The organism is Pseudomonas sp. TE3895 (genome assembly GCF_056278855.1).
Map to the genome: position 1 here is coordinate 5,165,896 of NZ_JBWBQE010000001.1, position 25,041 is coordinate 5,190,936.

The 25,041-nt window shown below is 62.9% G+C and carries 18 protein-coding genes and 2 pseudogenes; 10 read left to right on the forward strand and 10 right to left on the reverse strand.

Annotation, left to right across the window (positions count from 1 at the left end; translation table 11 throughout):
- Nucleotides 1-153 precede the first annotated feature (153 nt).
- The 4 genes and pseudogenes from ACZ889_RS23455 to dacB all read left to right on the forward strand — a co-directional run bounded on the left by ACZ889_RS23455 (nt 154) and on the right by dacB (nt 6,454).
- Nucleotides 154-771 carry a response regulator transcription factor gene (locus ACZ889_RS23455; protein WP_003248700.1) on the forward strand — a complete coding sequence of 206 codons (618 nt, stop codon included), beginning with the start codon at nt 154-156 and terminating at the stop codon, nt 769-771.
- Between the two features lie 8 nt (nt 772-779).
- A pseudogene (locus ACZ889_RS23460) lies at nt 780-4,413 on the forward strand (ATP-binding protein).
- Between the two features lie 41 nt (nt 4,414-4,454).
- Nucleotides 4,455-4,799: a YggL family protein gene (locus ACZ889_RS23465; RefSeq protein ID WP_003248695.1), complete on the forward strand. Its 345-nt coding sequence runs from the start codon at nt 4,455-4,457 to the stop codon at nt 4,797-4,799.
- 200 nt (nt 4,800-4,999) lie between these two features.
- The gene (gene dacB / locus ACZ889_RS23470) at nt 5,000-6,454 is read left to right on the forward strand and encodes a D-alanyl-D-alanine carboxypeptidase/D-alanyl-D-alanine endopeptidase (protein ID WP_102885170.1); all 1,455 of its coding nucleotides are present in this window, start codon (nt 5,000-5,002) and stop codon (nt 6,452-6,454) included.
- A gap of 130 nt (nt 6,455-6,584) precedes the next feature.
- On the opposite strand, the gene ACZ889_RS23475 is transcribed toward dacB, so the two are convergent.
- Entirely contained in the window at nt 6,585-8,975 is a 2,391-nt protein-coding gene (locus tag ACZ889_RS23475; protein WP_180689513.1) for a sensor domain-containing diguanylate cyclase, read from the reverse strand.
- A 94-nt stretch (nt 8,976-9,069) separates the two neighbouring features.
- Nucleotides 9,070-11,262 carry a bifunctional 23S rRNA (guanine(2069)-N(7))-methyltransferase RlmK/23S rRNA (guanine(2445)-N(2))-methyltransferase RlmL gene (gene rlmKL / locus ACZ889_RS23480; protein ID WP_012053184.1) on the reverse strand — a complete coding sequence of 731 codons (2,193 nt, stop codon included), beginning with the start codon at nt 11,260-11,262 and terminating at the stop codon, nt 9,070-9,072.
- Nucleotides 11,263-11,824: 562 nt separating this feature from the next.
- Between rlmKL and rmf the strand changes: the two genes are divergently transcribed.
- Nucleotides 11,825-12,040 carry a ribosome modulation factor gene (rmf, locus tag ACZ889_RS23485; RefSeq protein ID WP_003248687.1) on the forward strand — a complete coding sequence of 72 codons (216 nt, stop codon included), beginning with the start codon at nt 11,825-11,827 and terminating at the stop codon, nt 12,038-12,040.
- A gap of 148 nt (nt 12,041-12,188) precedes the next feature.
- Here the strand turns inward: rmf and ACZ889_RS23490 are convergent, their stop codons facing one another.
- On the reverse strand, nt 12,189-13,211 hold the full coding sequence (locus tag ACZ889_RS23490; RefSeq protein ID WP_143999811.1) for a quinone-dependent dihydroorotate dehydrogenase: 1,023 nt from the start codon (nt 13,209-13,211) through the stop codon (nt 12,189-12,191).
- A 137-nt stretch (nt 13,212-13,348) separates the two neighbouring features.
- Here ACZ889_RS23490 and ACZ889_RS23495 point away from each other — a divergent pair, with 137 nt between their 5' ends.
- The 5 genes from ACZ889_RS23495 to cobA all read left to right on the forward strand — a co-directional run bounded on the left by ACZ889_RS23495 (nt 13,349) and on the right by cobA (nt 18,995).
- Nucleotides 13,349-14,563, forward strand: a complete 1,215-nt coding sequence (locus tag ACZ889_RS23495) for a CmpA/NrtA family ABC transporter substrate-binding protein (protein ID WP_476257854.1) — start codon at nt 13,349-13,351, stop codon at nt 14,561-14,563.
- Between the two features lie 12 nt (nt 14,564-14,575).
- A complete protein-coding gene (locus ACZ889_RS23500; RefSeq protein WP_476257855.1) occupies nt 14,576-15,151 on the forward strand; it encodes an ANTAR domain-containing response regulator in 576 nt (191 codons plus the stop codon).
- Nucleotides 15,152-15,335: 184 nt separating this feature from the next.
- Nucleotides 15,336-16,547, forward strand: a complete 1,212-nt coding sequence (locus ACZ889_RS23505; RefSeq protein WP_180689511.1) for a nitrate/nitrite transporter — start codon at nt 15,336-15,338, stop codon at nt 16,545-16,547.
- Nucleotides 16,548-16,556: 9 nt separating this feature from the next.
- Nucleotides 16,557-18,227 carry a bifunctional protein-serine/threonine kinase/phosphatase gene (locus tag ACZ889_RS23510; RefSeq protein ID WP_476257856.1) on the forward strand — a complete coding sequence of 557 codons (1,671 nt, stop codon included), beginning with the start codon at nt 16,557-16,559 and terminating at the stop codon, nt 18,225-18,227.
- A 27-nt stretch (nt 18,228-18,254) separates the two neighbouring features.
- The gene (cobA, locus tag ACZ889_RS23515) at nt 18,255-18,995 is read left to right on the forward strand and encodes a uroporphyrinogen-III C-methyltransferase (RefSeq protein WP_108078209.1); all 741 of its coding nucleotides are present in this window, start codon (nt 18,255-18,257) and stop codon (nt 18,993-18,995) included.
- Between the two features lie 86 nt (nt 18,996-19,081).
- On the opposite strand, the gene ACZ889_RS23520 is transcribed toward cobA, so the two are convergent.
- The 7 genes and pseudogenes from ACZ889_RS23520 to ACZ889_RS23550 all read right to left on the reverse strand — a co-directional run bounded on the left by ACZ889_RS23520 (nt 19,082) and on the right by ACZ889_RS23550 (nt 24,959).
- Nucleotides 19,082-20,116 carry an OmpA family protein gene (locus ACZ889_RS23520; protein ID WP_010953090.1) on the reverse strand — a complete coding sequence of 345 codons (1,035 nt, stop codon included), beginning with the start codon at nt 20,114-20,116 and terminating at the stop codon, nt 19,082-19,084.
- Nucleotides 20,117-20,227: 111 nt separating this feature from the next.
- Nucleotides 20,228-20,794, reverse strand: a complete 567-nt coding sequence (gene sigX, locus ACZ889_RS23525) for an RNA polymerase sigma factor SigX (RefSeq protein ID WP_003248665.1) — start codon at nt 20,792-20,794, stop codon at nt 20,228-20,230.
- Between the two features lie 113 nt (nt 20,795-20,907).
- Entirely contained in the window at nt 20,908-21,732 is an 825-nt protein-coding gene (locus ACZ889_RS23530; protein ID WP_010953088.1) for a mechanosensitive ion channel family protein, read from the reverse strand.
- A 2-nt stretch (nt 21,733-21,734) separates the two neighbouring features.
- Entirely contained in the window at nt 21,735-22,007 is a 273-nt protein-coding gene (locus ACZ889_RS23535) for a hypothetical protein (RefSeq protein ID WP_014591816.1), read from the reverse strand.
- Nucleotides 22,008-22,094: 87 nt separating this feature from the next.
- Nucleotides 22,095-23,091 (reverse strand): annotated as a pseudogene (locus ACZ889_RS23540) (zinc transporter ZntB).
- A gap of 27 nt (nt 23,092-23,118) precedes the next feature.
- Nucleotides 23,119-23,610: a ribonuclease E activity regulator RraA gene (rraA, locus tag ACZ889_RS23545; protein ID WP_003248652.1), complete on the reverse strand. Its 492-nt coding sequence runs from the start codon at nt 23,608-23,610 to the stop codon at nt 23,119-23,121.
- 356 nt (nt 23,611-23,966) lie between these two features.
- Nucleotides 23,967-24,959, reverse strand: a complete 993-nt coding sequence (locus ACZ889_RS23550) for an alpha/beta fold hydrolase (protein ID WP_256873100.1) — start codon at nt 24,957-24,959, stop codon at nt 23,967-23,969.
- Between the last annotated feature and the right edge of the window lie 82 nt (nt 24,960-25,041).

Genomic DNA, 25,041 nt, shown 5'->3' on the forward strand with positions numbered 1-25,041 from the left:
GCGAGTTAAGCACACCTATTCCGTAGCCCATTTTGTTTTATCTTGTAAGCCGTTTCCCATATAGGCCTAACAGCCATTCCTCGCACGCCTGAGGACTTCCAACTGCGATAAGGTGCCCACTGTCACCCTCAATCGACCGCAGGGAAGTTGAACATGCACTCCATATTTATCGTTGACGACCATCCGGTGATTCGCCTGGCCGTCCGTATGCTGCTGGAAAACCAGAATTACAAGATTGTCGGCGAGTCGGACAACGGCGTAGACGCCATGCAGATGATCCGCGAGAGCAACCCCGACCTGGTCATTCTCGACATCAGCATCCCCAAGCTAGACGGCCTGGAGGTGCTGGCCCGCTTTCAGAGCATGGCCCTGCCCTTGAAGGTTCTGGTACTGACTGCACAGTCCCCGGCATTGTTTGCCGTACGTTGCATGCACTCGGGCGCAGCGGGTTATGTTTGCAAGCAGGAAGACCTGAGCGAACTGCTCAGTGCAATCAAGGCCGTACTGGCCGGTTATAACTACTTCCCCAGCCAGGCAATAAAAAACAACCAGACGACCGACAGTGACCTGCAACTTTTCCGCCAGGTAAATGACCGCGAATTGATGGTGCTTCAACTTTTCGCCCAAGGCCGCAGCAACAAGGAAATTGCCAAGGGCATGTTTCTCAGCAGCAAGACTGTCAGCACCTACAAGAAGCGCCTCATGCACAAACTGCAAGTCAATACGCTGGTCGATCTGATCGAGATGGCCAAGCGCAACGCGCTGGTCTGAACATGGTCATGGCCCGAGCTATCAACTGCCTGCTGCTCGTTCTGCTGCTGCTCAGCGGCGCAACACAGGCTGGCCATCGTGAAGCCGCGTCTTTTACGTTACTGGCGCGCTCATCGGCCCGCCCGGTCCAGCCCGTGCTCACGCCCGAACAACGGCAATGGCTCGAAGGCCAGCAGGAACTGGTACTGGGCACGTCGGCCCCCGACTATCCGCCGTTCGACATCACCGGTGGCGGCAACGACTACCAGGGCCTGACCGCCGAGTATGCAAGCCTGATCGGCAAGGCCTTGCAGTTGCCAGTGAGGGTGCTGCGTTTCTCCAGCCGGCAGGCGGCGGTGGAGGCGCTCAGGCACGGGGATATCGACCTGCTGGGCAGCGCCAATGGCTACGAAGCGGCCAGTGACGGCCTGGCACTGTCGCGCCCCTATGCCGTCGACCAACCTGTACTGGTAACGCGTGAAGATGAAAACCGGGCACTGGACATGGACCTTGCCGGCATGCGCCTGGGTATGCTCTACCACTATTTGCCCAGACAGGAAGTACTCACCGCCTACCCCAAGGCCGAGCTGCTGGCCTTTGGCTCTTCCAGCCAGGCACTGAATGCTGTCGCATTCGGCCAGGCCGACGTGTTCATCGGCGACACCATCTCCACGCACTACCAGCTCAACCGTGGTCATCTGCCCCGCCTGCGCATGGCCAACTTCGGCAAACACGAGGCCATCGGCTTCGGTTTTGCCTTGCGTCAGCAAGATACCGTGCTGCTGGACCTGGTGAACACCATCCTGGACAGGCAAAGCCCGGCCATACGCTCCAGTATCTTCAAACGCTGGAGCGCCGGCAGCGACCTGTTGCTGAGCGATCGCCAACTGCAATTGAGCGCGGCCGAGCAGCAGTGGCTGCAGAAGCATCCCGTGATGCGCGTGGCAGCCGATGACGCGGCTGCACCACTGTCCTATTTCGATGATTCGGGGCATTTCCGAGGCATCACCGCCGACCTGCTGGAACTCATTCGCCTGCGCACCGGGTTGCGTTTCGAAGTGCAGCGCGCCAGTGGCATTGCCGACATGGTCGCCCGCCTCAAGGATGGCCGGGCCGATGTCATCGCCGCACTGGCCAGCGCCGGTAAACCAGGGGACGACCTGCAAATCAGCCGCCCCTACCTCGAAAGCGCCTATGTGCTGGTCAACCACAAGGACAACAACACACTGAGTTCACTGGAGCAGTTGCAGGGGCATCGCATCGCCATTACCCGGGACAGTACCATGAACGCCATGCTGTCCCGGGACTACCCAAAGATAAGCTGGGTCGAGACCGAAAGCGCGTTCTACTCCATGGCGTTGCTCAACAGCGGGGCCGTCGATGCGGTGATCACCACCCTGATCGACGCCAACCACGCCTTGGCCAGCAACCCCGAACTGGTCATCCGCACCTCGGTCGGCAGCGAACCCGCCAACTTCGCCATGGCCACCACGGCTCCGTCACCGGCGCTGCTGTCTATCCTCGATAAGGCTTTGCTGAGTATCTCACCCGAGGAGCTGGGGGTAATCAACAACCGCTGGCGCGGCTTTGGCAGGCATGAGGATGACAACACCAAAGTCTACAGCCGCCTTGCCCTGCAGGTGGTGCTGGCCACGGTCGTGCTCTTGTTGCTGGCCCTGCTCTGGAATGCCCGCCTGCGCCTGCAGATTCGCCAGCGCCAGCGCGCCGAACGCGCGCTGAACGACCAGTTGGCATTCATGCGCGCCCTGCTCAACGGTACGCCCCACCCCATGTATGTGCGCGACCGCGAGGGTTGCCTGAAAAGTTGCAACTACAGCTACCTTGAAGCCGTGCAGGCCCGCTCCGATCAGGTGATCGGCAAAAGACTCAAGGACAGCCTGTTTGCCGATTCCGAGCAGGCTCGGCAGATCCAGGCTGATTACCAGAAAGTCATGGCGGCGGGCTCGCCGCTGATCAAGGACCGCCCACTACGGATCAAAGGCCGGGCATTGACTATCTACCACTGGATCTTGCCGTACCGCGACTCTCTGGGTGAGGTACAGGGGATCATCGGCGGCTGGATCGACATCAGCGAACGCCGGCAACTGGTCATGGAGCTGCGCCAGGCCAAGCAGCAGGCCGACGATGCCAACCGCGCCAAGAGCACGTTCCTGGCGACCATCAGCCACGAAATCCGCACCCCGATGAATGCCGTCATCGGCATGCTGGAACTGGCGGTCAAGCGCGCCGACCAGGGCCGGGTGGACCGCAGCGCGCTGGAACTGGCACACCATTCGGCCAAAGACCTGCTAGGCCTGATCGGTGACATTCTCGACATCGTGCGCATCGAGTCCGGGCACTTGTCCCTGGCCCCGGAGGTGGTCGATCTGGCGGCGCTGGTCGAATCGGTGGCGCGCATTTTCGATGGCCAGGCGCGGCAAAAAGGCCTGGCCCTGGAGGTGCAGATCGCCCCGGCCGCACGCTGCCATGTCCTGCTTGACCCGCTGCGCTTCAAGCAGGTGCTGTCCAACCTGGTGAGCAATGCCATCAAGTTCACCGAGCATGGTCAGGTGCGCATCTGCGTCAGCCTGCTGGATGACGGTACCAGCACACCCGCCGTACTGGAGCTGGAGGTGCGCGACAGTGGCATCGGCATCCACCCCGACGACCTGCAGCGCCTGTTCAACCCGTTCATCCAGGCCAACCCGCACAGCCAGGGCGCCCGCGCAGGTACCGGGCTGGGCCTGGCCATCTGCCGCAACCTGTGCGAAATGATGGGCGGCAGCCTGTCCATGAAAAGCCTGGAGGATGTCGGTACCCAGGTGCGCCTGAAGATGCCCGCTGCAACGGGTGGATGGCGCAGAGCAGCCGAAACCGCTGCCCGAGCAGCTCGACGTGCCCGACCCACGGCTGAACGTGCTGGTCATTGATGATCACCCGGCCAACCTGCAACTGATGGCGCAACAACTTGGCTACCTGGGCCTGGAGCACGCCAGCGCCCGCGATGGGCGGGAAGGCCTGGCGACCTGGCGGGAAGGCGACTTCGATGTGCTGGTACTCGACTGCAACATGCCGCACATGAACGGTTACCAGCTGGCGACTGCCGTGCGCGCCGAAGAACGCCATGGCAAGCGACCACCCTGCACCATCCTCGGCTATACCGCCAACGCACAGCCGGAAGTACGCCGCAAGTGCCTGACCGCCGGCATGGACGACTGCCTGCTCAAGCCCATCAGCCTGAGCACCCTCAGCCAGCGCCTGGCTGGCATTCGCCCGCGCCGCCAGCAACGCCCCCGCCGCAAGCTGTACCAGCTGGACGGCCTGGCCGCCGTGGTCGGGCCTGACCCGGTCGATCGCCAGCGCTTCCTGGAGGCCCTGCACCAGAGCCTTCAGGCCGATCTGGCCAGCCTGATGGCGCTTCACCCGCAACAGGACAGCGGCGCCATTGCCGAGCAGGCCCACAAGGTGCTAAGCGCCGCACGCATGCTGGAAGCCCCTGACCTGATGGCGGCCTGTGAAGCCCTCGAGGCCAGCGACTTGCCCACTGCCCAGGTGCGCCTGCGGCGCCAGGCACTGGCACGGCATATGTGCCGAGTGGAACGTGCCCTGGCCAAGGAATTGGCCACAAGCACGGATACTCAGGCAGGCAACCACACGTGTTAACTGGTAGACTGCGCGGCGTTATTACCTAAGAGGATTGTTTCATGGCCACAAACCGCTCCCGTCGTCTGCGCAAGAAGCTGTGTGTCGACGAGTTTCAGGAATTGGGCTTCGAGCTGAACCTGGAATTCAAGGAAGATCTGGATGACCAGGCAATCGATGCTTTCCTCGACGCGTTCCTGGAAGAAGCCATGGACGCCAACGGCCTGGATTATGTAGGCGGTGACGATTTCGGCCTGGTGTGCTCGGTCAAACGCGGCTCGGTCAGCGAAGAACAGCGCGCTGCCGTTGAAGCCTGGCTCAAAGGCCGCAGCGAACTGACCAAAATCGAAGTCAGCCCGCTGCTGGATGCCTGGTACCCGGAAAAGCCTATCAACAAGGCTGAGTGATACTTGTCAGCTTCGGGCTGAAAGGTTGATTGCTGAAAAGGCCACCCCATTCGGGTGGCCTTTTTATTGGCGATGCTTTTCCGTCGAACGTGACGCATCGCGGCTGCGCTTGGGGCATAATGCGTACTGTTTACGTCGTGGGGCCATCATCTTTTACAGCCCCAAAGCCCTTTTCCCTCGCCGCAGGGTATTCACTCGCTATGATCAAAACGCTTCGTCCCCTCATACTTGCCGGCCTGCTGTTGCCACTTGCCTTGCCCAGCCACGCCGCCGTCAATACCACCCTGCCTGCCAAAGTGCAGCAGGCGCTCAAGGCCAACAAGCTGCAGGACACAGCGCTGTCGCTGGTGATGCTGCCGCTGGATGGCCCCGGCACCCCGACCGTGTTCAATGCCGATGTGTCGGTGAACCCGGCCTCGACCATGAAATTGGTCACGACCTACGCCGCCCTCGAACTGCTTGGCCCGACCTTCCAGTGGAAAACCGAGTTCTACACCGACGGCACCCTGAGCAACGGTGTGCTTAACGGTAACCTGTACCTTAAAGGTGGCGGTGACCCCAAACTGAACATGGAAAAGCTGTGGCTGCTGATGCGTGACCTGCGCGCCAATGGCGTGCGCACCGTCACCGGTGACCTGGTGCTGGACCGCAGCCATTTCGTGCAGCCCAACCTGCCGCAGTTCAACGACGACGGCGGTGATGATAACAAGCCGTTCCTGGTCAAGCCCGACTCGCTGCTGGTCAACCTCAAGGCCCTGCGCTTCGTGGCGCGCAATGATGGTGGCAAAGTCACCGTCGCAGTCGAGCCGCCGATTGCCAGTATCCGTATCGACAACCAGGTCAAGCCGGTAGCCTCAAAGAAATGCACCGGTGATGTACGCTACAACCCGGTGCCCCAGGCCGACGGCATCAGTGTCACGGTCAGCGGCCAACTGGGTGACGGCTGCAACTCGCAAACCTACTTGTCGCTGCTCGACCATTCCACCTACGCCGCCGGTGCCGTGCGCGCAATCTGGAACGAACTGGGTGGCAACATCCAGGGTGGCGACCGCATCGAGAATGTGCCCAAGAGTGCTCGCCTGCTGGCCCGCGCCTTCTCGCCAGACCTGGTGGAAGTGATCCGCGACATCAACAAGTACAGCAACAACACCATGGCCCAGCAGCTGTTCCTGAGCCTTGGCGCGCAGTTCCGCACCGATGCCGATGGTGACGACGCCCGTGCTGCCCAGCGCGTGGTACGCCAATGGCTGGCGAAAAAGGGTATTACTGCGCCGCATCTGGTGATGGAAAACGGCTCTGGCCTGTCGCGTGCCGAACGGGTCAGTACCCGGGAAATGGCCGAGATGCTGAAAGCCGCCTGGAAGAGCCCTTACGCTGCCGAATTCATGAGCTCGATGCCGCTGGTGGGCATGGACGGCACGATGCGCAAGCGTCTCAAGCGCACCGCGATGACCGGTGAAGGGCACATCAAGACCGGCACACTGAACACTGTGCGGGCGATTGCCGGCTTCAGCCGCGACAGCAACGGCCATACCTGGGCGGTGGCGGCTATTCTCAACGACCCTAAACCGTGGGGTGCCTCGCAGGTGCTGGATCAGGTGTTGCTTGACCTGTATCGCCAGCCGAAGCTGGCTGGCAGTACAGCAGCTAATTGATTGGTTAGCCTGTATTGGCCTTTTCGCGGGTGAACCCGCTCCTACAGGGGTGAGCACGGCTTACCAAACCTGTGCAACCTGTAGGAGCGGTTTTCGCCGCGAAAGGCTCGGTACCGGCAACCGACAGCGCTTAGGCCGACTCCCCCTCCACCCGGTCCCGCCCGGCCTGTTTGGCCGCATACACGCCGGCGTCGGCGCGCAACAGCAAGGCATCAGCGCCTTCGCCCGACCGCCAACCCGCCACCCCAAAGCTTGCAGTCACCTGGCCCACGCCTTCCACCGGCACATTGCGCACCCCTTGCCACAACTCCAGCGCCAGCAACCGCGCCTGATCGACATCGCTGCCCGGGCAAAGCACCATGAACTCTTCCCCGCCCAAGCGGCAAAACACATCGGTACGCCGTAAACGCTGACCGATGCGCTGGCACAGGCTACGCAGCACCCGGTCGCCGACGGCATGGCCGAAGCGGTCGTTGATGCGCTTGAAGTGATCGATGTCGAGCATGATCACCGCTAGCGCCAAGCCATCGCGCTGGGCCCGCTCCAGTTCGATCTTGAGCCGCTCCTGGAAGTAGCGACGGTTATGGATACCGGTCAGCGAGTCGGTGACCGACAGCGCCCGCAACTCTTCCTCCACGCCCTTCAGGTCGGAGATGTCAGTCAGGTAGCCATGCCACAGCGTGCAGCCCTGCTCGCCCACTTCCGGGGTCGCCTCGCCACGCACCCAGCGCAGTCCGGCCCGGGGCAGGCAGACCCGATACTCCTCGCGCCAGGGTGACAGGTGTTCGGCCGAATAGCGCACCGAGCGGCGCACGCGCTCCAGGTCATCGGGGTGGATACGTTCGAACACCCTCGAGGCATCCTCACGTAATTGCATGAGGTCGACCTCATAAATGTCATACAGGCCCATGCTGGCATATGGAAAACACGAATGGCCGTTGGCATCCAGGCGATATTGGTAGATGCCGCCCGGCACCTCGGCACTGAGCTTTTCCAGCAACCGGTCACGCGCTGCCAACGCCTCATGCACCCGGCGCCGCTCGGTCACGTCAATGCAGATGGCCAGGTAGCCAACCCACAACCCCTGTTCGTCGAGCATGGCAGTCACTAGCATGTTGGCGACCAGCTGGCTGCCATCAGCCCGTAGCAAGGTCCACTCGCCAGGCTCGGCCCCGTGTTCCTGTACCGTTTCAGCGAACATCGCCTGGCCCCCAGCAATGGCGCGGCCAAAACGCAAGCTCAAGGCATGGGCACGCAGGTTGAGCTCCTCCGGCAGCACCAGGTCTTCAAGGCGCAAGCGGCCGATCGCTTCGCTGGCCGCGTAACCGAGCATGCGTTCGGCACCGGCGTTGAACGTGCTGACCACGCCCTTGAGGTTGGTGGCGATGATCGCCACCTGGGTCGCGGCATCCAGCACACTGCGCAGTTGGTTGTGGGTGCCACGCAACGACTGCTCGCTGACCTGCAACTCGGCAGTACGCTGAGCGACCAGGGCCAGGGCGCGCTGACGCTGGCTGAACAGGCTGTAGAGCAGCACGCTGAGCAACAGGCTCAACAGTCCGCCCAACAACCCGACCGCCATCACCGCCGAGGAGCGGTTCGCCTGCGCGAACGCCTGGCTTGGCTGAATGCTCAGCTGGAAATGGTGATCGGCCAGGCGCAACAACTGATTGCTGGCCAGGGCCAGGGGCGCAACCGGATTCTGCGAATCGAACATCACGACGGGGCCTTGTAACCCGGACGGGTCCGTGATGCGCACGACAAGGTTGTCATCAACCGCTACCGGTCGACCGTCGCTGACCAGCTCGCGCATGCTCAGCAACGCCATCACATAGCCCACTGCCGCACCGCGGGGGTCGGCATCGGAAAATACCGGCGCCACCATCAGCAGGCCGCGCTCAGCCGAGTGGGTATCGAACAGGGCCAATGGCTCAGACACCGCCATGCTGCCCGGCGCCAGCGCCCGCGCCAATGCCGCCTGGGGCCCGCTTTGACCAGCGAGGTCCAGGCCATAAGGCAACCCGGGCCGTTCGCTCGATTGGGTATAGAGCACCGGGAAGTAATGGTCGCGCTGCGAAGCCGGGCGCCATTGGCCTTGCGCGTCCTGGTCACGGATCACATAGCCTGGGCCGGTATGGGCACTGGCCAGGCGCTCGAATTCGGCGCGTTGCGCAGCCTCGACGCGCGGCGCCCAGGCATAGGCCAAGGTGCGTTGCAGCAGTGGTCGGGCATAGCCGTCGAATTCGCGCGGGGTGATCTCGCTGGAAAAACTGAAGAACCGCCGCAGCCCGTCCAGGCGCTGCTGCTGTTCGTCAAAGCGCTCGGCAATACGGCTGGCGCGTTCGCTGGCCAGCAGCTCAAAGCGCTGGCGCAGCTGCTGCTTGTAGAAGGTGTGCGCGGCAAATGCCAAGGCAGCGGTCAACAAGCCGCCCGCCACCAGTGCAAGCAGCGCCATCGCCCAGGCGGACGCCCTCTCTGTGCACAAGCCAAGCAACCGCGCACGCACGCCACACTTTGACATACACCCATCTCGTCACGTCAGCGTCCTGCGGATTATCTTGCCCTGCCCTCAGTTATAGCTATTGGCCATTAGCCGTGCAATGTACCTCGTCGCCTCAACGAAGCTGCAAACGCCAGGCGCGATGGATACGGTTATTACGGGCGAAGTCCGGGTCCAGGGTCTGCGCGCTGATTTCTTCCACCACGTAACGCGCCATCAGGTGCTCGTCCAGCTGGAACTTGCGGAAGTTGTTGGAGAAATACAGCACACCACCCGGCGCCAGACGGGCCATGGCCAGGTCCAACAGCTGAACATGGTCACGCTGCACGTCGAATACACCTTCCATGCGCTTGGAGTTGGAGAAGGTTGGCGGGTCGATGAAGATCAGGTCGTAGCTGTCACGGTTGCCTTCCAGCCACGCCATTACATCGCTTTGCTCAAGGCGGTTGCGCTCGGAATAGCCATTGAGTGCCAGGTTACGCCGCGCCCAGTCCAGGTAGGTTTTCGACAGGTCGACGCTGGTGGTGCTGCGCGCACCGCCCTTGGCCGCGTGCACGGTGGCCGTGGCGGTGTAGCAGAACAGGTTGAGGAAGCGCTTGCCGGCAGCCTCGCGCTGGATGCGCATACGCATCGGGCGGTGGTCAAGGAACAGCCCGGTATCCAGGTAGTCGGTGAGGTTGACCAGCAGCTTGACGCCACCTTCGTTCACTTCCTGGAAGCGGCCCTCGGTAGCCTGACGTTCATACTGGCGCGTGCCGCTTTGCCGCTCGCGACGCTTGAGCACTACACGCTGCGGCGAAATGCCCAGCGCCTGCGGGATGGCAGCCAGTGCATCGAGCAGACGCGCCTGAGCCTTGTCCGGGTCGACCGAACGTGGCGCGGCGTATTCCTGCACGTGTACCCAGTCCTGGTACAGGTCGACCGCCAGGGCATATTCAGGCATGTCGGCATCGTACAGGCGGTAGCAGTCGATCTGCTCGCGACGGGCCCACTTGCCCAGTTGCTTGAGGTTCTTCTGCAGGCGGTTGGCAAACATCTGCGCCCCTTCCGACAGCCGCGCGGGCTCGCTGGCCTGCGGCACCTGCTGGCGGGCTTCGGTGCCTTCAGGCTGCGCTTCGCGGCGTTCACCGGTGACGAACTGGTCAGGCTGCACCTTGAACAGCAGCAGCTTGCATGGCAATGCGCCGTTCCAGAACGCGTACTGCTTGTGGCTACGAATGCCCATGCGCTTGCCCAGTTGCGGCGCACCAGTGAATACTGCTGCTTCCCAGCCCATGCAGGCCTGGCGCAGGCGCTCGCCCAGATTCTGGTAGAGGTACAGCAGGCTGGCTTCGTCACCCAGACGCTCACCGTAGGGCGGGTTGCTGATGACCAGGCCTTTCTGGTTCTGGTCCGGGCGTGGCTCGAAGGTGCTCACTTCGCCCTGGTAGATCTTCACCCAGTCGCCCAGGCCGGCACGCTCGACGTTGTTGCGGCCCGGCTGGATCAGCCGCGGGTCAGCCTCGTAGCCACGGATCCACAGCGGTGGCTTGGCCAGGCCGGCCTGCGCGCGCGCCTGCGCTTCGTCATGCACCTTGCGCCACAGCGCCGGTACATGGCCGAGCCAGGCACTGAAGCCCCAGCGTTCGCGCTTGAGGTTGGGGGCGATATCGGCGGCGATCATCGCGGCCTCGACCAGGAAGGTACCCACACCGCACATCGGGTCGGCCAGCGCACCACCTTCGGCAGCAATACGCGGCCAGCCAGCACGGATCAGCACCGCTGCCGCCAGGTTTTCCTTCAGCGGCGCGGCGCCTTGCTGCAGGCGGTAGCCACGCTGGTGCAGGCTGTGCCCGGACAGGTCGAGGGACAAAATGGCCTCGCCGCGGTCCAGGCGCAGGTGCACACGCACGTCAGGGTCGATCTTTTCCACTGACGGGCGCAGGCCTTCGCGGTTACGCAGCTTGTCGACGATCGCATCCTTGACCTTCAGCGCACCGAAGTGGGTATTGTCGATGCCTGAGCCATGGCCGCTGAACTCCACAGCCAGGGTGCCGTCGGCTGCCAGGTGGTCAGCCCAGTCGACCGCGTGCACACCGTCGTAAAGGTCGTCGGCGTTCTTCATCGAGAAGCGCTTCAGCACCAGCAATACGCGGTTGGCCAGACGTGACCAGACACACAGGCGGTAAGCAGTTTCCATGTCGGCGGCGCCGCGAATGGCCGAGGTGTGCTCGCGCACCTCGTCAAGGCCGAGGCCCTTGGCCTCTTCGGCGAGCAGGCTTTCAAGGCCTTTGGGACAGGTGAGGTAAAGTTCGAAACGGTCCGACATGAGTATTCCAGCGCCTTGGGCTATTTGACTGACGGGGCGACGCATCGCCCCGCGATGTTTGCCCGTACACCTTTCCAGCAGGCGTGCGGGTGGCCTTCTGCGGCACACAACGTGCTTCGGAAAAGCCGGGCCGCCTGACCGATCCGTGCCTGGCCCAGTGGCAAAGACAGCTTAGATCATCAGGCAGTACGCGTAATTCTGGCGATCTGCGGGCCAATGTGACCCTTCGTCGCATTTCAAATTATTTCTGTCATCCGCAAACAACGCTGGCGAAATGACGTCAAAGAACGGCAAACCCCGATCATTGCGGGGCTAAACACCAAACAAGGTTGAGTCGCATTTATTTACTTATCCCCTCACCCTTGGAAAGGTTACGTGCTTATGACAAATCGATCATTCACACCGTGACTCGCATTCGATAGAACTGGTCTCAGGCCGCTTCGCAACGAGGCGGCACTTTCAGCTCGCCACGCCGGCAGCGAGCGCAAACCGGCAGAACGACTCTGCCCGGCCTCGGAGAGGCCGACGGGACATTACAGTCAACAAGTGAGGGCAACACCCTATGAGAAGACTTAAGCGTGATCCGTTGGAAAGAGCATATTCACGTGGCTACCAATACGGGGTCACCGGCAAATCCCGCGAACTTTGCCCCTTCAATCTTCCTTCTGTTCGCCAAGCCTGGATCAACGGCTGGCGTGAAGGTCGCGGTGATAACTGGGACGGAATGACTGGCACCGCTGGCATCCATAGACTCAACGAAAATCACGCCGTTGGCTGAACGAGGACACTGAATTCGATTTACCATGCACGCCCCATCCGGGCGGCGGGCGAAGGCCCAGGGGCCCCTTGACGGGGCCCTTTTTTATGCCTTGGCAAACCTCATCAGCTGTACCCACCCTCCCCCCTGCAGGGGCGGGCTGGTCAGGTTACCGCGGCATTGCCGCGATAGCATCCACCGCTTCGCGAATCAGCGCCGGCCCTTTGTAAATGAAGCCCGAGTATATCTGCACCAGGCTCGCCCCGGCCGCGATCTTCTCGGCAGCATGGCGGCCTTCGGTAATGCCCCCGGCGGCAATGATCGGCAACTTGCCGCCCAGCTCACCTGCCAGCACCTTGACGATATGGGTGCTCTTCTCCAGCACCGGTGCGCCCGACAGGCCGCCCGCCTCGCCACCGTACGGCAATGCTTCGACACCTTCACGGCCCAGCGTGGTGTTGGTGGCGATCACCGCATCCATGCCCGACTCCATCAGCGCGGCGGCCACCAGCGCCGTTTCTTCGTCGCTCATGTCCGGCGCGATCTTGATTGCCAGGGGCACGCGTTTGCCATGTGCACCGGCCAGTTGCTCGCGTCGCTCGGCCAGGGCATCGAGCAACTGCTTGAGCGAGTCGCCGAACTGCAGGCTGCGCAGGCCCGGGGTGTTGGGCGAGCTGACATTGACCGTGATGTAGCTGGCGGCGGTGTAGACCTTGTCCAGGCAGATCAGGTAGTCATCGACGGCACGTTCGACCGGGGTATCGAAGTTCTTGCCGATGTTGATGCCCAGCACCCCCTTGTAGCGCGAGGCGCGTACGCGGTCGAGCAGGTGATCAACGCCCAGGTTGTTGAAGCCCATGCGGTTGATGATGGCCGTGGCTTCCGGCAGGCGGAACAACCGTGGCTTGGGGTTGCCTGGCTGCGGACGCGGGGTGACAGTGCCGATTTCGACAAAGCCGAAGCCCAGCTGGGCGAAGCCGTCGATGGCCGCGCCGTTCTTGTCCAGGCCAGCTGCCAGCCCCACCGGGTTGGCAAAGTTCAAGCCCATGACCGAAACCGGCAATGACGCCGGTTGCTTGCACAGCATGCCGTTGAGGCCCATACGGCCACCGGCGCCGATCAGGTCCAGGGACAGGTCGTGGGAAGTTTCCGGGGAAAGCTTGAACAGCAGCTGGCGGGCCAGGGTATACATGGGCGGGCAAGGCTCAGGGTGAGTGAGGGGGCGATTATAGCCAGCGTGGGGCTGGCAGGACAGCAAATCGTGGAGCGCTTGGCACATCGGTTGCACCTGTTCAGCCCACAGCCTTATCAGTAAGGGCGAGGACTCTTGTGAACACTGTACCCCGAGCAACGCCCCTGGCCTGGGTCAACGGCAGCGACGCGCCGGAAAAAACCAGCCTGAACATCGGCTACATGGCCCTGACCGACTGCGCCTCGGTCGTGGTCGCCGCCACCCAGGGTTTCGCCCAGCAGCACGGCCTTACCCTCAACCTCCAGCGCCAGGGCTCGTGGGCCGGGCTGCGCGACAAGCTGGTCAGCGGCGAACTGGACGCCGCGCATTGCCTGTATGGCCTGGTCTACGCCGTGCACCTGGGCATTGGCGGCGTACCCGCCAGCGACATGGCAGTGCTCATGGGCCTGAACCAGAACGCCCAGGCTATCAACCTGTCCCCTGCCCTGCAGCGCAAGGGCGTGACCAACCCTGAGGCACTGGCGCGCCTAGTGCACCAGCATGGCGCACGCCTGACGTTCGCCCAGACCTTCCCCACCGGCACCCACGCCATGTGGCTGTATTACTGGCTGGCCAGCCAGGGCATTCACCCGCTGCGCGACGTCGACAGCGTAGTGGTGCCACCGGCGCAGATGGCTGCACACCTCCAGGCCGGGCGCATTGACGGCTTCTGCGTCGGCGAGCCCTGGGCCGCCGACGCCGTGAACAAAGGCCAAGGCTTCACCCTGGCCACCAGCCAGTCGATCTGGCCGGATCACCCGGAAAAGGTCCTGGCCTGCGCCCGCGTCTTTGCCGAGCAATACCCCAACAGCGCCCGTGCGCTGATCAAGGCGATCCTCACCGCCAGCCGGTTCATCGAGCAAAGCCCGGAAAACCGCCGCAGCACCGCGCAACTGCTCAGCGCAAGCGCTTACCTGGACACCCCGCTGGACAGCATAGCCCCCCGCCTGCTCGGCCATTATGAGGATGGCCTGGGCAACCAGTGGCAAGACCCACACGCCCTGCGCCTGTTCGACCAAGGCCGGGCCAACCTGCCCTATCTGTCCGACGGTATGTGGTTCATGACCCAGTTCCGCCGCTGGGGCCTGCTGCGCGAAGACCCCGACTACCTCGGCGTGGCCCGGCAGGTCCAGCAACTGCAGTTGTACAGCGAGGCCGCACAGAGCCTGGGCATCGCTTGCCCAGGCCAACCGATGCGCAGCAGCCTGCTGATCGATGGCTCCCGCTGGGACGGCAGCGACCCCTTCGGCTATGCCCGCAGTTTCAGCTTGCATGCCTTGGGCGACCTGCCCGATGCCCGTGTCGGCGCGTGAGGGGGGACGAACATGTTGCGCATCCTGCTGATCGACGACACCCAGAACAAGCTCGGTCGCCTCAGGGCGGCGTTGAGTGAGGCCGGCTTCGAGATCATCGAAGCCCCAGACCTGACCATCGACCTGCCCGCCTGCGTCGAAACGGTGCGCCCGGACGTGGTCCTGATCGATACCGACTCGCCAGACCGCGATGTGATGGAACAGGTAGTGCTGGTGAGCCGTGACCAGCCGCGGCCCATCGTGTTGTTCACCGACGAGCACGACCCCGGAATGATGCGTCAGGCGATCCAGGCAGGGGTCAGTGCCTATATCGTCGAAGGTATCCATGCTGCGCGGCTTCAGCCGATCCTGGACGTGGCCATGGCCCGCTTCGAAAGCGACCAGGCACTGAAGGCGCAGCTGCTGGCGCGCGACCAGCAATTGGCCGAACGCAAGCGCATCGAGCAGGCCAAAGGCTTGCTGATGAAAATGAAGGACTGCAACGAAGAGCAGGCCTACACCCTGATGCGTCGCCAGGCCATGAGCCGGCAGCAGAAGCTGATCCAGGTGGCCGAACAGATCATTGCCATGCATGAGATGCTCGGCTGATGCGCTGAAAAATCCGAGCAAGCCGCCCCGGAAGTTGGCCCATCTCTTGCTGAACAAATCTCACCGGTAGCCAACGGCGGTTACCCCACTTGAATCCCGACAAAGACGTCGCTCTCCCCTCCACACCCATGGAGCGGGTAGCGGCGTCTTTTTCGTTCCGTTGTACTACCGAGTGAGGTGTTCGATGAGTGCCAGCTTCTGGAAATCCGGGCATGTGCCCACGCTGTTCGCCGCGTTTCTGTACTTCGACCTCAGCTTCATGGTCTGGTACCTGCTGGGCCCGTTGGCGGTGCAGATTGCTGCCGACCTGCAACTGAGCGCACAACAACGGGGCCTGATGGTGGCCACGCCGATCCTGGCCGGGGCGATCCTGCGCTTTGCCATGGGCGTTCTGGTCGACCGCCTGTCGCCCAAGACGGCTGGCCTGATCGGCCAGGTGGTGGTCATCGTCGCCCTGGCCGCAGCCTGGTACCTTGGCGTGCACAGCTATGAACAGGCCCTGCTGCTAGGCGTGTTCCTGGGCTTTGCCGGTGCGTCCTTCGCCGTCTCGCTGCCGCTGGCCTCACAGTGGTACCCGCCACAGCACCAAGGCAAGGCCATGGGCATCGCCGGCGCCGGCAACTCCGGCACGGTGTTCGCGGCCTTGCTGGCACCGGCACTGGCAGCGGGCTTTGGCTGGAACAATGTGTTCGGCTTTGCGCTGATCCCGCTGTCACTGGCGCTGGTGGTGTTCGCCCTGTTGGCGCGCAATGCCCCGCAACGGCCCAAGCCGAAAGCCATGGCCGACTACCTCAAGGCACTGGGCGACCGTGACAGCTGGTGGTTCATGTTTTTCTACAGCGTTACCTTCGGCGGTTTCATCGGCCTGGCCAGTGCCCTACCCGGCTACTTCAGTGACCAATACGGCCTGAGCCCGGTCACCGCCGGCTACTACACCGCCGCTTGCGTGTTCGCCGGCAGCCTGATGCGCCCGCTTGGCGGCGCCCTGGCCGACCGTTTTGGCGGCATCCGCACCCTGCTGGGCATGTACGGCGTGGCCGCCATCTGCATTGCCGCAGTCGGCTTCAACCTGCCCTCTGCCACGGCCGCACTGGCGCTGTTCGTCAGCGCCATGCTCGGCCTCGGTGCCGGCAATGGCGCCGTGTTCCAACTGGTGCCCCAACGCTTCCGCCAAGAGATCGGGGTAATGACCGGTCTGATCGGCATGGCCGGTGGCATCGGCGGCTTCCTGCTGGCGGCCGGACTTGGCACCATCAAGCAGCACACTGGCGATTACCAACTGGGGCTGTGGCTGTTCGCCAGCCTGGGCCTGCTGGCCTGGTTCGGCCTGCACGGGGTGAAACAGCGCTGGCGCACCACCTGGGGCTCGGCTGCAGTCACAGCAGCGCGGGTCTGAGGCACGCCGATGAGCCTGCAACTGAGCTTTGCCCAGGCCAGCGCCACCGGGCCGCGCGCGGAAAACCAGGACGCCCTGCGCCTGGTGACACCGGCACCAGAAGTGGCCGCCAGCAAAGGCTACCTGTTCGCACTGGCCGACGGCGTCAGCCAATGTGCCGACGGCGGCCTGGCGGCACGCGCCAGCCTGCAGGCACTGGCCCTGGATTACTACGCCACGCCGGCCACCTGGAGCGTGGCCCAGGCCCTCGACCGTCTGCTGCTGGCGCAAAACCGCTGGTTGCGCGCCCAGGGCAGCGGCCAGCCGTTGTTGACCACGCTTAGCGCGTTGGTGTTGCGCGGCCGACGCTTTACCCTGGCCCATGTAGGCGACTGCCGGGTGTACCGCTGGCACGGGGGGACGCTGCAATGCCTGAGCGAAGACCATGTCTGGGACCAACCGGGCATGCAGCATGTACTGAAACGGGCACTGGGCCTGGACCAGCACCTGCTGGTGGATTACCTGGAAGGCGAGCTGCAACCGGGTGAATGCTTCCTGCTGCTCAGCGACGGGGTCTGGGCCAGCCTGGGCGAACAGCACATCCAGGCCGTGCTGCGCGAGCAAACTGACCTGCAACTGGCCGCCGACACCCTGGTGGCCAGTGCCCACCTCAACGGCAGCAAGGACAACGCCAGCGCCTTGCTGGTGCAAGTCGAACAACTGGGCACGGCCAACCTGGGCGATACCCTGGCGCAACTGCAACAATGGCCAGTGCCCGGCGCGCTGCGCGAAGGCCAGGTGATCGACGGCTGGCAGGTCGAAACACTGCATGCGCACAGCCGCCAGTCCTTGCTGTACAAAGTGCGCGATAGCCAGAACCAGCCTTGGCTGCTCAAGACCCTGCCCCCGGCACGCGAACAGGAACCGGGGGCGGCACAAGGGCTGTTGCTGGAAGAGTGGTTTCTGCGCCGCATCGCCGGCCGGCACTTCCCCGAGCTACACACCGCCAGTCAGCGCCAGCACCTGTACTACGTGATGCGCGAATATCCCGGCCAGAACCTGGCGGCGTTGCTGGCCGAACAAGGCCCGCTGCCCTTGCCGCAATGGCTGGAAGTCGCCCGGCAACTGCTGCAGGCAGTCGGTGTGCTGCATCGGCGCAACTTGCTGCACCGCGATATCAAGCCAGACAACCTGCACCTGGGCCGCGATGGCCAGCTGCGCCTGCTGGACTTCGGCCTGGCTTATTGCCCGGGCCTGTCCGAAGACCCTCTGCACGAGCTGCCCGGCACGCCCTCGTATATCGCCCCGGAAGCATTCGATGGCCACCCGCCCAGCCCGCGTCAGGACTTGTATGCAGTGGGCGTGACCCTGTACCACCTGCTGACCGGACACTACCCGTACGGCGAGGTAGAGGCCTTCCAGCGCCCGCGCTTCGGCCAGCCGGTCAACGCCGCGCGCTACCGACCCGACCTGCCGGAATGGCTGCAGCACAACCTGCTGCAGGCCGTGGCGAGCGACCCGGCGCAGCGCTTCGAAACCGCCGAACACTGGTTGCTGCTGCTCGAGCGCGGCGACCGCCAGGAACTGCCCAGCCGACCCCGGCCGCTGCTGGAACGCGAGCCGCTGAAGGTGTGGCGCACCCTGGCCCTGTTGTCGTTGCTGATCAATCTGATACTGCTGTTCACCCTGCTCAAGGGCTGAACGCGCCTTGCCGATGAGGAAACCCTGATGAATGCAAAAGTATGGCTGGTCGGTGCCGGCCCTGGTGACCCTGAACTGCTCACCCTCAAGGCAGTGCGTGCGTTGCAGCAAGCCGCCGTGGTCATGGTCGACGACCTCGTCAACCCGGCAGTGCTCGAGCATTGCCCGCAGGCCCGGGTAATGACCGTGGGCAAGCGCGGCGGCTGCCGCTCTACACCGCAAGCGTTCATTCAGCGCCTGATGCTGCGCCACGCGCGACAGGGCCGTTGCGTGGTGCGGCTCAAGGGCGGCGACCCTTGCATCTTCGGCCGTGGCGGTGAAGAGGCGCTGTGGTTGCAAGGGCATGGCATCGAAGTGGAGGTGATCAATGGCATCACCGCCGGCCTGGCCGGGGCCACCCAATGCGGGATTCCCCTGACTTCACGGGGCGTGAGCCGAGGGGTGACGCTGGTGACGGCGCACACCCAGGACGATAGCGAGCTGAACTGGGCGGCCTTGGCTCAGGGCGGGACAACGCTGGTGGTCTACATGGGGGTGGCGCGGCTGGAACAAGTGCGCCAAGGATTGCTGGCGGGGGGCATGGCGCCGGAAATGCCGGTGGCGATGATCGAAAATGCCTCGTTGCCGCAGCAGCGGGAGTGCAGAAGCGATGTGCAGGGAATGGTGGAAGCTGCGCGGGCGTTTGGTTTGCGTAGCCCGGCAATCCTGGTGATTGGGGAGGTGGTCGGGGAGCAGCAGGCTGTGGGGCGGATCGCAATCGCAGGCTGACCGCAGGAGCGGCCTTCAGGGCCGGTTAAAACCCAGGCAAAGAAAAACCCGGCCGAGGCCGGGTTTTTCATGAAGCTTCAAACCAATTACTTGGCCTGGGCTTCTACCTGAGCTTCAACGCGACGGTTGACAGCACGGCCTTCTTCGGTGGCGTTGTCAGCAACCGGACGGGTTTCGCCGTAGCCAACCGAGTCAACACGGCTGGATTCTACGCCGTACTGCTGGGTCAGCACTTGCTTGACAGCGTTGGCACGACGCTCGGACAGCTTCTGGTTGTAAGCGTCTGGACCCACGGAGTCAGTGTGACCTTCAACCACGGTGGTGGTTTGTGGGTACTGCTTCATGAAGTCAGCCAGGTTTTTGATGTCGCCGTAGCTGTTAGGCTTGACGACCGACTTGTCGAAGTCGAACTTGACGTCCAGCTCAACGCGAACGACTTCGGCAACAGCCGGGCAGCCGTCGGCGTCAACGGTAACGTTGGCCGGGGTGTCTGGGCACTTGTCGACGTTGTCGCACACGCCGTCGTTGTCGGAGTCGGAGCAGACTTCAGCAACTGGAGCAGGAGCAGCTTCAGCTTGCTTCGGGCTACCGCCGAAGTTCAGGCCAACACCAACGCTCGGGGCCCACTCGGTGTCGCCCTGGTCGATGTTGTACTGAGCTTCTACGCCGGCACGGGCATAGAACATGTCGGTGATGTACCACTTGGCGCCAGCGCCAACGTTGGCGAAGGTGGAGTGGTCACGACCGCCACGGCCGGTCTGGCCCAGCGACTGGTGCGAGAAACCAGCGGAAACGTACGGACGGATGGCGTCGTACGGGTTGTTGAAGTGGTAAACGGCGTCCAGGGCGGTGTTCGAGCCCTTGATGTTCTTGCCGTCTTCGCCACGAGCGTTGTGCACTTCGTCGTAGCCCAGACGCAGCTCAACGTCGTCGGTCAGGAAGTAACCGATCGAGCCGCCGAACAGGTTGCCGTCGTTCTTGAAGTCGCGCTGGCTGTCGAAGAATTCTTTCTTGTAGAAGATTTCAGTCTCGACGGCGCCTTGACCTTGTGCCATAGCGCCAATCGAAGTGGCGGCTACAAGCGAACCAATGGCCAAGCCCAAGGTGTTTTTCAATTTCATCCGTTAAATCCCCATCTGGTGATAGTTAAGCAGTCCCACCACAAACAAGAGGGACAACTCGACGGCGAGTCTAGCAGAACTCGCCGGTTCGTTAGAGATATTTGCACGCCACTAAGTTTCATCAAGGCCGGCAAATTTCTCCCGAAGCTTGTCTAGCGCGCGCTTGTAACGCATTTTCGTCGCGCTCAGGCCCATGTGCATGATGTCGGCAATTTCCTGAAACTCCAGCTCTGCGACAAAACGCAGCACCAGAATTTCCCGGTCAATCGGGTTCACATGCACCAGCCACTTGTCCAGCCCGCCTTTTTCTTCCGGCTTTGGAGCCTTGTCTTCGGACGCCTCTTCAACAGGGTCCAGACTCAAGGCATCCATCAACCGACGTTTGCGGCGCTCCTTGCGGTACTGGGTAATGCACTCGTTGTAGGTGATGCTGTAGAGCCAGGTCTTGAACTTCGACTTACCCTCGAAGTTTTTCAGCCCGTACAGCACTTTCAGCATCACTTCCTGACAGACATCGTCCGCGTCACGGTCGTTCCCCAGATAACGCGCACAGACGTTGAACAGGGTCCGTTGGTAGCGCCGCATGAGCTCTTCATAGGCGCGGGTAACGTGGTACAGCTCCTCATGCGAACGCGCCACCAACTCTTCGTCTGTGAGCTCGCGGGGGTCATAGCGCATGGGCGGCGAATGAACTTTATTCAAAACGGATCTGGCCGACAGTCAGGTCAATGTCGCCGCGCGACCCCGTGGGTCGAATTTCGCGGCGGCATACATTAACAGCTTTTGTGCGGTTAGCGGCTATTGACGCGCTGTTCAAGCAGCTCGCGGTTAGCCAGTGACACCAGTTCGCCATCATCGGTCAGCAGCGTCGTCTTCACCGTACCGATCTCCTCGATATGCCCTTCGACCTCTCCAATCCGCACCTGCTGGCCGACTTGGTACAGCTCGCGCACGTAGATGCCGGCCAGGATCTGCCCGGCAATTTCGCGACTGCCAAGGCCCATTGCCAAGGCAACGGCCAGACCAACGGTAATCAACCCGATAACGATGACGTGGTTCAGCAGGTCGGTTTTCACTTCAAGCTGGCTGATGGCCACCGAGATGCTGATGATGATCACCAGGCCTTGGGTAATACGCCCCAGGCCCGCCGAATATTCCAGGCCGATACCTTCGGCAGCGCCACGCACCAGGCCGTTGGCCACCTGCGCCAGCAGTACGCCAGCCAGCAGCACCAGGGCCGCGCCGAACACCTTGGGCAAGTACAGGGCGAGCATGTCGAGGGTTGCCGAAACCCGCTCAAGGCCCAGCGATTCGGCAGCCGAGACCAGGAAGATGAGCAGCACGAACCAATAGACGATCTTGCCGATCAGGGTCGAGATCGGCACCTGGATGCCGCCCCGACCGAGCATTTTGGTGAGGCCGGTACCGGCCATCAGGCGGTCCAGGCCAAATTTGGCCAACAGTTTGGACAGCAGCGTGTCGAGCAGCTTGGCCACCACGAAACCGAGCAGCACCACGACCAGCGCGCCGAACAGGTTGGGGATGAAGTTCGCTACCTTGGTCCAAAGGGCAGTCATCGCGGTGACCAGGCTCTGGGTCCAGAGATCGAGTTCCATATTCAATCGGCCTTATCTGCTTTGCTGCCAGTGGCAGCGTTGCGGGAAGAGTGTCGACGCACCGGCGCAACATGCGCCGAGCCATTGTTCACGGCAATCAGCAGCGCCTGGCTCCAGCGGCCAAGCAGGCTGAACAGATCACCCGCGCCAACCTGGCGGTTGGCGGTTTTCAGCACGCGACCCAGGCAAGCGGCGTCGTCCCGGTCGTCCCGGTCATTGCCGGAGGGTGACGCCTTGAGCAGGTCGCGCAGGGATTCTTCAAACGGATCGTGCATGGGCACCTCGCGCAGTGTCAGCAAGAGACGAGATGGCCGGGCGACGGGTCACACATCCCGTTGGCACGACGGTTTCAAATTGCACCGCTATACCCATCGCAACCGCCGGAACAGCCACCACTGCCCCACGGCCAACCCCAGCACGACGATGCAGGCGAACAGGAAGCCCAAAGGGTTTTCCGCCCCGGGGATGCCGCCGACATTGATGCCCAGCAGCCCGGTGACGAAGCTCATGGGCAGGAAGATGCAGGTGATGATGCCAAAGCGGTACATGGTACGGTTCATCCGCTCGCTGCGCCGCCGGTCCTCGCTTTCCAGCACCAGCGCAGCGCGTTCGCGGGCCAGTTCCAGCTCTTCGAGGTAGCGGATCAGGCTGTTGTTGAGTTCATTCCAGTAATCGGCGTCGGCATTGGCGAACCAGCTCCATTTGCTGCGCGACAACTGCGCGTAGATTTCCCGTTGCGGGGCGAGAAAGCGGCGCAAGCCAGCGGCACGGCGGCGAATCTGCTGCAGGCTGCCCTGCTCCGGGGCATACCGCTCGTCGGATTCGACCTTTTCTTCCTCCAGGTCGACGAGCTCGGCCCAGGTCGCTGACCAGGCCCTGGACCTTTTCGGTCAGCAACTCGCCCATCAACAGCAACAGTTCCGAGGCCGATTTCGGTCCCCTGCCCTGTTCCAGCAGCTGGAGAATTTCATCGCTGGCGCGCAACGGCCGCAGGCGCAGCGAGATGACCCGCTGCGCCTCGGCGAAGATGCGTACCGAAACCATGTCTTCGGGCTCGGCACCCGGGTTGAGGTTGACCCCCCGCAGGAACAGCAACAGCTGTTCGTCCGCCATGGGCAGCAGGCGCGGCCGGGTGTTTTCTTCCAGCAGCAGCTCGCAGGCGAACTCGCTAAGGCCGCTGTCGTGCAGCAGCCAGGAACGGGTTTGCGGGTGGCTGCGGTCCCAGTGCAGCCACAGGCTCTGCTCCGGTTGCAACTGCAGGTCGTCCAGTTCGGTACGGGCAATCGAGCGCGCGCCGCCTTTGCCATCGAGCACCAGGGCATGCACCAGCCCCCACTGCGCGTTGTCTTCCTCGAACATCAAAGCTCCATCAGCGCGTGCGGCGCATTACTCCGGCATTTTCAGCGGGCTCGGCGAGACCAGCACGCCATTGTTGTCGGCATACACATACTCACCCGGGCGGAAGGTTACCCCGGCGAAGGTCACCACCACGTTGAGATCGCCAATACCCCGTTTATCAGTCTTCATCGGGTGGCTGGCCAGGGCCTGCACGCCAACGTCGGTCTGGATCAGCACGTCGACATCACGCACGCAGCCGTAGATCACCAAGCCTTCCCAACCGTTTTTTGCGGCTTTTTCGGCGAGCATGTCGCCGAGCAGCGCACGGCGCAGCGACCCACCGCCATCGACCACCAGCACTTTGCCCTTGCCGTCGAGTTCGACCTGCTCCTTGACCAGCGAATTGTCCTCGAAACACTTGATGGTAACGATCTGGCCACCGAACGAATCGCGGCCACCGAAATTGCTGAACATCGGCTCCAGCACTTGTACCAGGTCCGGGTAGGCGTCACACAGGTCGGGCGTTACGTAATGCTGCATGGGAAGCTCCTGTCAGTCACAACGAAAGCGGGTATCGGCCAAGGCTACACCTTGGAGGCTGTCGTAGTCATCCGGGACCGGGCAGTCATTTGTATTCATCCTGTATCGGCCCTTCCACGCGTGCCCCGTTCCTGCACAGGAACGCGCCGTTATCCAGGTGTAGGAGCGGGTTTACCCGCGAATACGGTGGCGGCGTCAAAGGTGAACGGCCGGTGGAAATTGGCCAGCAGGCCCGGCCCTTTCGCGGGTAAACCCGCCCCTACGACGGCCTGTGTCCAACCCCCGATGTGCGTCCACCACCAATCCGGTGTAGGAGCGGGTTCACCCGCGAAGAGGCCATGACAGGTACAGCAAACTCAACTGGCAGGCACAGCTTCCGCAACGACAGTGGACGCATGCACCGGCAGCAGCGGGTTGCGCAGCCAGCGCTCCACCAGCGGCCACACCTGCACCTGCGCGGCCTTGCTCACCAGCATGTCGACATGCCCAAAGGCCTCGAAACCTTCTTCACGACCCAGCCGCAGGAACTGCTTGCGCTCGCCGCCCAACTGCTCGAACAGCTTGCGACAGGCCCACACCGGGTCCTGGAAGTCCCCTGCACCGGCCACTGCCAGCAGCGGTACATCCACTTCAGCCAGCCCTGCCCACCAATCGTTCTGCTTGTCGCCAAAGCGCCCGAACAGGCCGTGCCAGCGCATGCTCTCCAAGGCGAGGCCTATCGGCTCGTCTTCAGGCCCACGCTTGAAACGTGGCCCGGATATCTGTCCCCAACGCTTGAGCACCAGCTTCGCGCCCCAAGCCAGCGGCGGCACTTTCAATGGCCAATAGACACGGCTGATCTGGGTACCGAACAACGCCACACTGGCGACTTGCCCAGGCTCCAGGAAGCCGCCACCCAGTGCTGCCGCCAATGTCGTCCCCCCCAGCGAATGGCCCACCCAGTGCGGCGCCTGGCCCGATTGCTCGCGCACGAAGGCGTTGATCAGCGGCAGGTCATCACGGGCGTAGGCAGCAACACTGTTGTGCTTCCAGGCAAGGTTGCGCGGCGACAAGCCATGGCCTCGCATTTCCGGGATCCAGACATCGAAACCGGCGCGCGCAAGGTAGGCGCCCAGGCCAACCCCTTTGGGTGAATACCAGAAACGCCGATTGGAAAAACTGCCGTGCAGGAGAATGACCGGCACGCCTTGGGCCTGAACCTGGTCGGCCAGCCCCAGACGGGTGATGGCGAGCTCGACGCTGGGGTCCGGGCCGTTACCGGCCTTGATCCGATACACGTCTTCGCTGAGATCGCCGCGGCGCTCGGCACTGAGCAGGGCCACGGGGAATAGAGTGCTGCTGCTTTGCATAAGGTTGCTTGGTGCACAAAAAAGGGCGGGGTCCATTGCTGGAGCTCGCCCTGGAAAAAACCAGGCAGGAGGACGCCAGACG